The sequence below is a fragment of the Nocardia sp. NPDC023852 genome, assembly GCF_040639505.1.
In the GTDB taxonomy this organism is placed as follows: Bacteria; Actinomycetota; Actinomycetes; order Mycobacteriales; family Mycobacteriaceae; genus Nocardia.
In genome coordinates this window covers 16,873-29,256 of record NZ_JBFAAB010000034.1, presented here as the reverse complement: position 1 = coordinate 29,256, position 12,384 = coordinate 16,873, and the positions used below count along the sequence as shown (strand labels likewise).

At 65.1% G+C, this 12,384-nt stretch carries 11 protein-coding genes and 1 pseudogene; 4 read left to right on the top strand and 8 right to left on the bottom strand.

Going from position 1 to position 12,384, the window contains the following annotated elements:
* Window positions 1-126: 126 nt before the first annotated feature.
* From AB0H00_RS28990 to AB0H00_RS28960, 7 genes are all read right to left on the bottom strand, one after another.
* Entirely contained in the window at window positions 127-876 is a 750-nt protein-coding gene (locus AB0H00_RS28990) for a DUF1963 domain-containing protein (protein WP_357272486.1), read from the bottom strand.
* A gap of 115 nt (window positions 877-991) precedes the next feature.
* The gene (locus AB0H00_RS28985; protein ID WP_357272484.1) at window positions 992-1,543 is read right to left on the bottom strand and encodes a hypothetical protein; all 552 of its coding nucleotides are present in this window, start codon (window positions 1,541-1,543) and stop codon (window positions 992-994) included.
* Between the two features lie 766 nt (window positions 1,544-2,309).
* Window positions 2,310-2,639: a hypothetical protein gene (locus AB0H00_RS28980; RefSeq protein ID WP_357272482.1), complete on the bottom strand. Its 330-nt coding sequence runs from the start codon at window positions 2,637-2,639 to the stop codon at window positions 2,310-2,312.
* A 121-nt stretch (window positions 2,640-2,760) separates the two neighbouring features.
* Window positions 2,761-3,903 carry a phosphotriesterase-related protein gene (locus AB0H00_RS28975; protein ID WP_357272480.1) on the bottom strand — a complete coding sequence of 381 codons (1,143 nt, stop codon included), beginning with the start codon at window positions 3,901-3,903 and terminating at the stop codon, window positions 2,761-2,763.
* Window positions 3,900-4,910: a DMT family transporter gene (locus AB0H00_RS28970; protein ID WP_357272479.1), complete on the bottom strand. Its 1,011-nt coding sequence runs from the start codon at window positions 4,908-4,910 to the stop codon at window positions 3,900-3,902. The genes AB0H00_RS28975 and AB0H00_RS28970 overlap by 4 nt, the downstream gene beginning before the upstream one ends.
* A gap of 576 nt (window positions 4,911-5,486) precedes the next feature.
* Entirely contained in the window at window positions 5,487-5,693 is a 207-nt protein-coding gene (locus AB0H00_RS28965; RefSeq protein WP_357272475.1) for a heavy-metal-associated domain-containing protein, read from the bottom strand.
* A 48-nt stretch (window positions 5,694-5,741) separates the two neighbouring features.
* Window positions 5,742-7,151 carry an MFS transporter gene (locus AB0H00_RS28960; protein ID WP_357272473.1) on the bottom strand — a complete coding sequence of 470 codons (1,410 nt, stop codon included), beginning with the start codon at window positions 7,149-7,151 and terminating at the stop codon, window positions 5,742-5,744.
* 543 nt (window positions 7,152-7,694) lie between these two features.
* Here AB0H00_RS28960 and AB0H00_RS28955 point away from each other — a divergent pair.
* The 3 genes and pseudogenes from AB0H00_RS28955 to AB0H00_RS28945 all read left to right on the top strand — a co-directional run.
* A complete protein-coding gene (locus AB0H00_RS28955; RefSeq protein WP_357272471.1) occupies window positions 7,695-8,540 on the top strand; it encodes a hypothetical protein in 846 nt (281 codons plus the stop codon).
* 144 nt (window positions 8,541-8,684) lie between these two features.
* Entirely contained in the window at window positions 8,685-10,061 is a 1,377-nt protein-coding gene (locus AB0H00_RS28950) for an MFS transporter (RefSeq protein WP_357272516.1), read from the top strand.
* Between the two features lie 79 nt (window positions 10,062-10,140).
* Window positions 10,141-10,521 (top strand): annotated as a pseudogene (locus tag AB0H00_RS28945) (HAD family hydrolase); the annotation flags it as partial.
* Between the two features lie 217 nt (window positions 10,522-10,738).
* Here AB0H00_RS28945 and AB0H00_RS28940 read toward each other — a convergent pair.
* Window positions 10,739-11,866 carry a cysteine hydrolase gene (locus tag AB0H00_RS28940; RefSeq protein WP_357272469.1) on the bottom strand — a complete coding sequence of 376 codons (1,128 nt, stop codon included), beginning with the start codon at window positions 11,864-11,866 and terminating at the stop codon, window positions 10,739-10,741.
* 281 nt (window positions 11,867-12,147) lie between these two features.
* Between AB0H00_RS28940 and AB0H00_RS28935 the strand changes: the two genes are divergently transcribed.
* Window positions 12,148-12,330 (top strand): hypothetical protein, encoded by a 183-nt coding sequence (locus AB0H00_RS28935; protein ID WP_357272468.1) that lies wholly within the window; start codon window positions 12,148-12,150, stop codon window positions 12,328-12,330.
* Window positions 12,331-12,384 lie beyond the last annotated feature (54 nt).

Genomic DNA, 12,384 nt, shown 5'->3' with positions numbered 1-12,384 from the left:
CGTGGTACCCCGTCTCCTTCGTTCTCGACCCGCCCGACGAACTGGGCGCTTCGAGATCACCTGTCCCCACCCAGGATTTCGATCCTCGTTGCCCGCGTGACCTGCGACGCGGACCAAGTTTTCGTACTACATGCAGTTCCAGGTGTATTGAACGGCGGAGAAACGGCGGGCCGACAGGTCGTCCTCGGACATGAAGAAGTGAGCGGCGCCGCCGTCGCCCCATTCCATAGACCCTCCGTCGGAGTCCAACTGGAGCAGCAGCACGTCCTTGGCGGGGTCTCGGTCGTCGTACTGACACAACCAGGGATAGCCGCCTACCCGGCTGCCCAGCTTTTCGCTCACACCGTAGGTGATGTCTTCTTTGGGTGCGTCTGGGAAGAGCGTGTCGAACCGGTCATCGCCGTAGAGCACTGGCATGCGGTCAAGAGTGCCGGTCACCGCGAGCCCCTCTGAGGGGCGGTAGAGCGGAGTGTTCTCCAGTCCTTCCAGGGCCGGCAGCGCACTGCGAGGACTCCAGCCGGCCTCGACGGTGGGATGAAAGCGGATATGGAATTGGTCAGGCGATTCACCGAACCCCAGCCCGAACACATCGTCGGCTCCCACGAAGAATTGCAGCAAACCCGCAGAAGGGTAGCCGCTCAGCGGCGGGAGATCGGCGAAGTTGAGCTGGATGAGGAAGGCCATCTGCTCGCCGTGGCGATCTCGCGGGAACTCCGCGGCGTCAACGAGGTACGGCTGCCCCCCGACCTGGGTCTGCCAGGGCTGAGCCGGGGAGGTATCGGCGATATCGAGACGGATGAACTCTCGCTCGGTGGCGATCAGTTGATCGCGCAGCAGCCCGTGGTCCGGATCCAGTCCTGAATAGTCGGGTGGCACTCCCTGACTTTAGGCTCTTCTTCCCAACGAACGAGCTACTCCCCGGCCAGCCCTGCCCAGGACTGGCTGCGTCCATGATTACGAACCGCGCTTGTCCGTTGGGTCGTGACTGCTCTCACCTGGCTGGGGTGAAGGAATGCTGTTCGGCGTTCTGCAGGTAGCCCAGGTACTTGCTGGGCTCCTGGCCGCGGAGCAGGCGCAGCAGGAAGCTCGTCGCCGTACCCGCATGGAATTCCCAGTCTTGGCCACGGGCGGATTCGAGCGCGATCTGCCACGAGGCGGGGTCGTTATCGGGCCTGGCGACCCAGTGGAGGTAGTAGCCCAGGCTGGAGTAGGCCCATAGGACGGGGCGAACGCCGGGTTCGTTGAAGATCAACGGTTTCGTCTGGTCTTCGGGGTCGTCGTCTTCTTCGTCCTCCCAGATGATCTCCAGTCCGCGCATGCGCTCCTGGTGGATCAGCACCTGATCGTAGTTCTTATCAGTCGCGTACGGCTGCAAAAGGACCGTGTCATTGCCGATCAGGCCCGGACCCAACGCATTGACCAACGCTCGGAAATCGCTGGGGATGCTCGCTCCCAGGGCTTGGCTGGCAGCTTCCCAGTCGGTCGGTGTGCTGCGGTACGGCTGGACTCCCAGGAGGTCGCGGATATCGTCGAGGTCGCTCATTCGTGTCCTTCATATGGCTGTCCGAATTCGTGGACACTACCCTTGTCCGATTTCGTGGTGCCGTCCAAATTCCTGGACAGGCGCCGTCCAGATTGGTGGACGTAGCCACCAGGACGTGCCGACCAGCCAGCGTCTCCACCACGCCCTCTGACAGCCGACGTGCTGTCGTTTTTCGTTTGCACTAATCGCCACCCGGGACGCCGAACGACGCCCAAATTCACCTGGAGTTGCCGCCGGAATTCACCCTTCTAGCCGCGTGGCGAGGCACGGGTGGTCCGGTCAGTTCCTTTGCCTTGCGGCTGACTTCTCGATCCAGTCCATGACGACCTCGTTCGAGAAGGCCGTGCGCACGAGCCGGTCGATCAGCGCAGCGAGCCGCAGTAGGCAGCACGTGATCGCCCTGCGGAACGACGAAGATCGGTTGTCCCAGAAGGCCATTAGGCCGGGCCGTGGTATGCCAAGATTTCGCTGCCAACATCACGCCTAGCCCCTGGAGACACTCGTGACACTCGCCTATCCAGATCTCGAGATCCCGCTCGAGCTTCTCATTGACATGGCCTCTGGCCCGCAGGACGACGACGCTATAGCCAGCGATGACGAGCAGGAGGTCGAAAGCGGCCCAGACCCAATCTGATCTGACGTCGTAACGGTCCGCCGGTTATCGGGCGGACCGTCACACACCCTTCGAGCTGAGTTACCGCTGTTGGGCCACGCCGAGGGATGCCCTCTCTGTCCCACTCGAGTGCTCAGCTGATGTGCGATTCAGCTACTTCTGGACATTAAGGCTGGTCACATTGGTATTGACGGTTAGCGCGCGACTGCCGATGGTGACGCCGGTCCCTTCTTCGGGTGAGAGAGGTTCAACGCTGATTCCGTCCTTGGCAACCGCCGCGGCGGTGTACGCCGCGATCGTGTTTCCCGAGTCGTCGACGACCCGTAGGGCGGCCGGGGCGGCGCTTCCTCCACTGAGTTTCAGGACCGGGACACCATCGGTATAAGTGAGTTCCAGAGTGCCCACGTCATCGGGCTCGACCTGTGATATCGGGGTCAGAACCAGTTCGGTGCTTTCGGGTGTGACGCCTTGTTCCTCGGTCATGTCTGCCTCCTCGGTGACGTCGACACGATGCCGACCATGAAGGCAATCCTAAGGCGAAGAATCCGGGCAGAACTCCGAATCTGCAGGCCGGCGCTAACGAGTTACCGCGCATAGTTACTCGCTATGCGCGCTCTTCGGAGGACAAGTCGCCCGGTCCCCGCTTGGCGAGTTCCCCGCTTCGGCAAAGGTCCGAACTGAGGCCGCACGCTATGTTCAGGGTCTCAGTCTGGTTGTGGCCGGTCAGCATCCGGGCGGGGTTGTCTTGCAGCAGTGTGTTGATCAGTGTGGGGTTGATTCCTTGCGCGGTGAGCATGCCTGCGAAGGCGGTCGGGATGAACACGAATCCGTTTCCGCCGTTGCGGGTCCACATTTGTTTGAGGAAGACGTCGTGGCTGAGCAGGATTTGATCCGGGTGCCGTGTCACGAGGTCCGCGACCGCGGCTGCGATGAGATCGGGGTCCGGTGAGCGGCCTTCGTGAGGGAAGGTGATGTCCATGCCGATCATGTCGAATTCGAGCCAGACTCCGCGTTCGGCGACGCTGAGCTGGTAGGTGGTGTCGGCGGCGGACGGGTCCATGTGGGCCAGGACGACCCGTTGTGGTGCTACCCCGATCTGGTCGACCACGATGTCGAGTACCTCGTGCGCGCGTCGCTGCCATCCCGGGAGGTGGATCATGAGGGCGCGGGTGGGATGGTCGAGTTGTGCCAGCGCTGCGGCGCGCAGCGAAGCGTGTTCGGCTGGGGTGAACCCGGGGGAGACACCGATTTCGCCGATGATGCCGGGTTTCACACTGTCGGGTCCGACGCCGTGGGCCAGCTCGTCGGCGATGGTGTATGCCAGTGCATCGACGGTGGTGGCTGTGATCCGTCGCCCTTCGAATTTCTCGAGGTATGCCCCGCAACCCATCACGATATTCAGCCCTGTTCGCCGCGCGGTCTTCACGAGAGCGTCCGGGTTGCGTCCGATGGCGGCGCTGGATGTGGCGTCGACGATGGTTCTCCCGCCGAGATCGGCGAACTTGGTGATCTCGGCGACGACTTCGTCAACGGGTTTAGCGGTCAGGTTGTCGAGGCAACAGTACGGGTCGTGGCGCAACGCCCACGCGGCAGCGGCGGCGACGGTGCTCGTGGTGAGGAATTCGGTGAACTTGTGGCTCGGTTGATCCCGAGCACCGGCCAGCTCGTTGAACAGGTGCTCATGCGGCAGCACCATCCCGAGTTCGCTCACCGGCACCGGGCCGGTGACCGTCTGCACAGTGGTCACCGGGCTGCTCCTGCGCGGTGACCATTGGTGCGCGCCGGAATCGCGGCGATCCCAGCAGCAGCGAGCGCCAGGACGGTCCCGACCACTGTCACGACATGAAGCGGCGCATAGGTTCCGGGCACGGCTCCGTTGAACAGCAGTGAGCCGAGTAGCTGGCCTGCGATCGAGGCCAGGCCGAGCAGCAGCAGCCCGAGGCCGCGCACCAGCAGCGCCATCAACCCGATGGACAACAACCCGAGTGCTCCGCCGGTGTACATCCACCACACGGCTGGCAGGCTGAAATGCGCCGTCCCCACGCCCAATCGGATCAGCAGACCCGCCGACAACACGACGAAACCGACAAGAAAGTTGAAGGCTATCGCGACGATCAGTGATCCGCTGTGCTGGGCCACCGCCGCGTTTCCGGCGGGCTGCCATCCCGCCAGCAGCCCCGCGCCGAAGGGCAATGCCACAAGAAAGATCGCATGCGGTACATGGAAGTTCGGGGAGATCGCCACAGCGGTCGCTACGACGGCCAAGCCGGCTCCCAGGATCCGAACACCGGACAGCAGCTGCGGTACCGCCGTCGTGACACCGATCCGGTCGCAGACCACGCCGGAAATGATCAGTCCGCAGATCAACGAGATCTGGAACACGGCCACACCGAGCGATCCCACCGAGACACCTTCGGACAGAACGACCGCCGCCCCGCACAAGCCCGCGAGGTAATTCCACCAGCCCAGGGTGCCGCTCCGCATGAGCTGGGGAAGCCTCAGCGCCTGGGCGCGCCATCGCCGATGAACACTCACGACAGCGGTCATGATCAGCAGCCCGGTACCGAAGGAAACGACCGCCGCAGCGTTTCCGTCCCCCACCGTGCTGCCGAGCGCCCCGTTGACAGCCGATTGCAGCGGACTGAGCGTTCCCGCTGCAACCGTCGCGACCAACAGAACGGCAACACGAGATGCATTCCACACCACAGCACTGGGATTCGCGGGCACCACAACAGATTTGGCGTGCTCGGACACAGGTCGGTCTCCCTTCGGGTGATCGTTCATGATCGCCCGCGCCCCCATCCGGGCCCGGCTTCAGCGCATTCCCATCGACGGGGGCCACAGACGAGCTCGCACGCGATCACCACACAAGATGAGGCGGTCTAGGGGGCGCGGTAGTGCTCGCCGAAAATCGGAAGTATGCCACCTGTCGAGCGCTCGGAGTGGTGACAGCCCCAGCTGGCACGTTGGAAAGCGGAAAGTGTTGTACCACTGCGGTTCACCTCCGTCACCGGCCCAAACGAACGCGTCAGAGGGGAACCAGACCCAGGCCATGACCGGGGCGCCGCCAAGGCGCTGGCAGCGTGGACAGGAGCACAGTTCCTGTCAAGTACTTCTGTTCAGATGCGGCGACTGGGCGCAGGGTCATTGGTCACAGCGGAAATACATTCGGACAGAGTGGGATTCGCGTCCCTGCACGTCAGGGGTCGGGTCAGGAATTACAACGGAACCCCGATACGGACGTTCTGCCGGTTCTGTCTCCCTGTGGAACTGAAGCGACCCGGTGACATCCGCCGTTTCGGGCGGGTGTCACCGGGTCGGCGCGCGTGTTCACTCGGCGAGGCGGAAACCCGCCTCCTGGACCGCGGTGGCGATCGTGTCTCGTCGGATCGGCTTGGTGGCGGCGATGGTGACCAGGCCTTCGGCGATGTCCACGTGGACGGTTCGGACGCCGGCGATCTTGCCGGCTTTGTCGCGTACCTTGCCGGCGCAGCACCCGCAGGTCATACCGGTGACGTTGTGCGTTGTCGTGTTCATCTCGGGTCCCCTTCTCGTTGAGTCGATTCGGTGGTTATGCCGGACGGGCTACGTCGCCGGTTCGGTGCGGCGCATGGTTGCCGCGGTGACGCCGGCGCCGGCGAGAGCGATGACGGCGGCGCCGATGAATGCTGCCGAGAACCCGTTGGTGAGATCCGGCACGCTGTCGATGCGGTCGGCGCCGAAGGAGGCGGCGACGGCGGTCATCGCCGCCAGGCCCACTGCGGAGCCGACCTGGTAGCTCACGTTGACGATGCCCGATGCCAGGCCGCCCTCCTCGGGACGCGCCGCGGAGATGGCGGTGCCCAGCGACGGCACGAAGGCCAGCGACATTCCTGCGGCCGCGACCAACGAGGCCGGCAGGACGTCCACCCAGAAGTTCCCGGTCGGACGCACCAGCGACATGATCGCCAGACCCAGCCCGAGCACGGTCAGTCCGGCCACGATCATCGGTTTGGCGCCGAATCGCTGCATGGCGCGGGGCGCCAGCACGATCATGCCGAGCATGATCAGGGTGGTCATCGGCAGCAATGCCGAGCCGGCGGGGAAGGCGCTGTAGCCGAGTACCTGCTGCAGGTACAGGTTCAGGAAGAACCACATCGGCACCCAAGCCGCGCCGAGTAACAGCTGGGCGATATTGGCCGCGGCGAGATTCGGTGCGGTGAAGATGCCCAGCCGCATCAGCGGCTCGCTGCGCCTCGCCTGGATCAGCACGAAGGCGGCGAGCAGTGCGGCGGCCGCGCCCAGGACACCCCACGTCTGTCCCGACGCCCAGCCCACCTCCGGCGCGCGGACGATACCGTAGACGGCCGCAGCGAGACCAGCGGCGACCGTCACCGAGCCGAGCAGATCGACGGAGCCGGAACGGGCCGGCGCGTCGGGCATGAGCGCGGGGACCGCGATCAGAGCCAACAGCGCGATCGGGATGTTGATGTAAAACACCCAGGGCCAGCTGATGTACTCGGTGATGACCCCGCCGAGGAACACGCCGGCGGTGCCGCCCGCGGGGGCCGCCGCGCCGTAGATGGCCAGCGCCTTGGTCAATTCCTGTGGCGCCGTGCCGAACAGCATCATCAGCAAGGTCAGCGCCGAGGGTGCGATCAGGGCCGCGCCGCCACCCTGGATCGCACGCCCGGCCAGTTCGATCGCGACATCGCCCGCTGCGCCCGCGATGACCGAACCCGCGAGCAGGACCGCCCACCCGGCGGCGAACACACGCCGCGCACCGAGCAGATCCGACAACCGTCCGCCGAGCAGCAGCAACCCGCCGAAGGCGATGACATAGGCGTTGAACACCCAGGTGAGGTTCTCCTGGGAGAACCCGAGATCGGTCTGCATCTTCGGCAGGGCGATCCCGATGATCGAAGTGTCCATGATGACCATGAACTGGGCGGCGGCGATGACCGCCAGGGCCCACCACTTTCGTGTGGTGGTGGCGGTGCGCGTCTGCGTACTCATGACATTCCCGTCCTTTCGGAACCTTACGGAGGGCAGATGCCCTACCCCCCTGGGGTATATATCCACTGGGGTATATGTCAACACACGCGGGTGGATGCCCGCCGAAGGTTTACCCTCGGGTGGTGTGACCGTCTCGCCGGGTTATGGCCGTGGCGACGAGTTCCTCCGGCTCGGGCGCCCGTCGGCCGGGGTCGACGGAGTCGGGTGCCCGCCCTGTGGCCGACCATGTGGAGTGAACCGCGAAGAGGTGGTCGGGGCCGGCGCCCGTCCGCGCGGGCCGTGGGCCGCGGCAGTCTCGATGGGGCGGGTTTGTGGCGGGATCGAGAAGTGCGGCGCGAACGCGGGGCCGGGATCGAGTGGCCGGCGCAGGATGTTCCGGCGCCGTGGCACCCGACCCGCGTCACGATGAGAACTCGGCGACATAGGCCGGATCCTCGACGGAACCGTGAGTGAGCCATGTCATGGACGCCCACCTTGCATATACCCCCCAGGGGTATTATGTTTTCGGGTGTCCACCACAGCAGGATCGGAAAGGCCGCGACAATGACCACTCGGACTCACTCTCATCACCATGGCGAGCACGCCGCTCATCTCGGTCACGGTCATCACGCCGAGCACGCGGCCGCGTCCGCCCACGCCGGTCACGGAGATCACGCCGCGCACGGCGGCGGAGCGCCAGGCGGGCTCCAGATCACCCAGGACGGGTACACCTTGGAGTTGGCGGAACCCATCACCGAGCCGGGTGAGATCGACTTCCGGTTCCGGATCCTGGGACCGGACGGGAAACCGGTCACCGATTACACCGCCATCCACGACCGCAACCTGCATCTCATCGTGGTGCGGCGCGAACTGACCGGGTTCTGGCATGTACACCCCGAACTGGGCGCCGATGGCACCTGGGCGGTGCGGCTGAACCTTCCGGAAGCGGGCGCATACCGCGTATTCACCGATATCGCCCCGCGCGCGCTCGGGAAGACCATCACCCTCGGTGCGGATCTCGCCGTGGCGGGTCCGTACCGACCGCAACGCGCTTCGGAGGCCGCCCGCACCGCGGTCGTGGACGGATACGAGGTGAGCCTCGACGGTGATCTCGTGCCCGGTGAGGGCCGCCTGCTCACTCTCACCGTGCGCGAGGCCGGCGCACCGGTCACCGATCTGCAGCCGTACCTGGCCGCCTACGGGCATTTGGTGATCCTGCGGGCGGGCGATCTGGCCTATATCCACGTGCATCCGAACGGTGAACCCGGCGACGGTGTGACCGCGCCCGGACCGGATGTCACCTTCCACACCGCCGTACCCGGACCCGGCACGTACCGCCTGTTCTTGGATTTCAAGCACGGCGAGGTCGTGCGCACCGCAGCCTTCACCCTGCCCACCGTTACCCACTGATTACCGCACACCGGTGAGCGGGCGCATGGTGCGCCCGCTCACCACTACCGGCGAAGGAGCCCGACATGTGCGAGTGCTGCTGTCGAAGCACCCGTGACCCACCCCAACTCGTCCGAGGAAGTATTTGCGATGCTCTCCGCGCCCATGACCAGCTCACCGTTCCACAACCACGACTACCTGCGCCTGTTCACCGCCCAGGTGACCGGCCTGTTCGGCACCGGGTTGACCACCGTCGCACTGGGATTGCTCGCCTACGAACTCGCCGGGTCCGCCGCGGCCGCCGTCCTCGGCACCGCCCTGACCATCAAAATGTTCGTCTACGTCACGGTCGCGCCGATCGTGGGCGCCTACGCCGACCGCTTCCCCCGCCGATTGTTCCTGGTGTCACTGCATCTGATTCGCGCCGCCGTCGTGCTCGCATTGCCGTTCATCGACCAGACCTGGCAGATCTACGTGCTGATCGCCGTACTCCAAACCGCTTCGGCCGCCTACACTCCGACCTACCAGGCCGTCATCCCCGACATCCTGCCCGATGAGCGCGAATACACCCGGGCCCTGTCAGCGACCCAGTTTGCCGCCACCATGGAGACCCTTCTGAGCCCCATGCTCGCCGCGGCCGCGCTGACCGTGATGAGCTTCCACTGGCTGTTCGTCGGTACCGCGATCGGATTCGCCATCTCGGCGGCGCTGGTGATCACCACCCGCATACCGAACGTGACCGCCGCGACCGAGGGCTCCTTCCGCGAACGGATCACGGTGGGCATGCGCATCTTCGCGGCCACACCGCGACTGCGCGGCCTGCTCGGATTGAACCTCGTTGTCGCCGCCGCCGGATCGGTGGTGATGATCAACACGGTCAACTACGTCCGCGACACCCTCGGTGGCACCCAGTCCGGCGTCGCGATGTTGCTGGCCGCCAATGGTTTCGGCACCATGCTCGTCGCCCTGTCGCTTCCCCGCGTGCTCGATCGCCTCGGCGCCCGACCGGTCATGCTCACCGGCGCGGCCACCCTGCTCGCCGGACTCGGTTCGGCCACCGCCCTGTCCTTCGCCGAGGCCGGTGGTTGGCGCTGGGCCGCCGCGATCGCGGTGTGGGCCACCGTCGGTATGGGCACTGCGGCGATACTGACACCCACAGGGCAGGTACTGCGCCGCTCGTCCCGGTCGGCCGACCGCCCCGCACTGTTCGCGGCCCAGTTCTCGCTGTCGCACCTGGCGTGGCTGCTCACCTACCCGATCACCGGATTGCTGACCGCCGTCGCCGGTTTCACCACGACCTGGGTGGTCCTCACCGTGCTCGCGGTTGCGGGAATTGCTGTGGCACTGCGGATGTGGCCGCATCACGATCCGGAGGTCATGACCCATCTGCACGAGGTCGGCACCATCGATCCGGCTCGACTGATCGACGCCGTACGCGTGGACGACCGCTTCTACCGGCACACCCACGCCTACGTCATCGACGCCGAACACCCACGTTGGCCGACAACACAACAGCGGCTGGTCGAAACCGCCGCCGCCTGAACAACCCCATCGAACCCATGCACCTGGTGGCCACCCGAATTCCGGGTGCCCACCATGGGGTCGGCCCACCTACGGCCCGCAGTTCACCAACTGGCAGTGGCTCTCGCTCACACTGGCCGCACCGGTCGTGGTCTGGGGTTCCCTGCCGTTCCACAAGGCAGCCTGGACCAACCTGCGTCACGCCACCGCCACCATGGACACCCTGGTCGCGATCGGCACGCTGGCCGCGTTCGGCTGGTCGCTGTATGCCCTGTTCTGGGGCACCGCTGGCACGCCCGGCATGACCCACCCGTTCGAATTCACCATCTTTCGGAAACGGCTGCAGGCCCAGGGCAAGGTGGTCGCCATGGTCGGCGACGGCGTCAACGACGCGGCCGCACTGGCCCAGGCCGATCTGGGGCTGGCGATGGGCACCGGCACCGACGTCGCGATCGAGGCCAGCGACCTGACCCCTGGTGCGTGGTGACCTGCGGGCGGCCGCGGACGCGATCCGACTCTCGCGCCGCACCTGTGCGCCGACGATCGGAAGACTCGGGACGGCGTTGGGACGGAAACTCTGTCTCTCGGGTATCAAGCCGCTGTGATCATCGAGGCTCATTATTGTCACGCCGACCTGCTCCGCGTCACCGTCGTCCTGGGCGGCGACAGAGACGCCCGCTCGGACCCGGCTTGTGTTGTCAGCTTGGTTCCGGGATGCCGATCTCTTCGCTGAGTGCCGGGGTGAATACGACCATCACGTCGTCGAGGCCGAGCCAGAAGTTGTAGCCGGTTCCGGAGGGGCCGGACGTGCCTGCCGCGATCCATACGGCCTTGTCGTCGATGCCGAGACGGATGGCCGCTGGGTATCGGATTCCGTCGTCGGGATGGTTGTCCCAACAGATGTCGGCTGTGACGATCGGTTTGTCGACCAGATCGACCCAATACTGACCGACGGTTGCCGGTACCGGCTTGATGCCGCCGAGGTCGAGTCGAAGGACCTCGGACATCGGTTTGCGGACAATCTCCATCCCGTATTCGGTGAAGGCATCGGTGGTTCTCGCCGAGTAGTGCCGGCCGCTGTCGGTGATCAGTTCGACGCCCATCCGCGGTTCGTCCCAGCCGGGATACTCCCATTCATCGACATAGATGTCCTCATCGTCGGTGGTCAGCAGGTAGTACACGACCTCGGTGATGCGCTCACCGCGCAGTTCGGCAACGATCGCCGTCAGTGATTCCTCCGCGCATTGGATTGCCTCCCGTGACATGCGTTGCGGTGTCGGTGACGGCAGCCATTCGGCGCAGGTGACAACCTCGAAACCGCGATTGGGGAAAACGGTAACCATGAAGAAGTCGTGCATTGTCGGTTCGGCGTCGGCGCAGCCGTCGCGCAGAACGATCACCTGGTAGTCGCGGTCTGCTGCGTCGTAGCACGTTGCAGCTACCATTGCGCTGGTGGCGACACCTGCGATCGCGAGCGTGTCGACACCGTTCGCACGGAGTATGAGGTCGAGATCGGTGCCTGCGAATGCGCTGACACGGCGCTTGGACACGATGACATCCTTTGCGGCGACCGGCAATTCGATCTCCGTTCCGGGTGCCCCCTCATGAAAGGCGTCGCCCGCTTCGTGGAAGGTTCGGAACAACTCGCTGTGTCGCGGCAAGTCGATTCCATCGGGGCGCAGGGCAAATCGCACGAACACTACAAGCGTGCCGACCTCGCGAACTCGGGGGAGCAGTTCGTACAGTGGGTCCACCACCTGTGCGGCGAATGGATAGTTGGCCGTGATGCCCCGCTGGACGTCCCCGATGATCAGTGCTGTGTTCACGATTGACCCATCTTGCCCGACTTCACCGCTGGAAGTTGAAGGGAATGGCTTATTTTGAGTTCAGACCTCGCCCAGGACAACACATACTCGGGTATCAGTAGCGGTCGGGCATCCTGCCCGCGTGGGCTGGAAGGGGAAGGTTTCAACTGAGGTGGAGCCCGGACACCGAAGCCGACCTGGATGTCATTGCCGCGAACCGGGAGCTGTTGCGCTACAACGCCTCCGCCGCGTGGTGCGCGGCGGAGGTCGCAGCCATCTACGTGGACGTTTGGTCGGAGTGTGTGAGGACCGCCGGGCTGCTGAGCGGCTGGTCGCTGGAGGCACCGGCTTGCCCGCAGGCGGACAGCTTGTGGCACTGCGACGGTCTGCGCCCATTGCAGGATCTGGGCGTAGAGCTGCTCGGATCGTTGGTGGTGCAGGCGCTGGTGGAGAGGTACGAGCTGGGTGCCCTTGAACGAGGCTGAACCTGGGCCTGGTTGGTTGTCATGTGCCCGAGACCAGGGGTGGGAGCTGGGAAA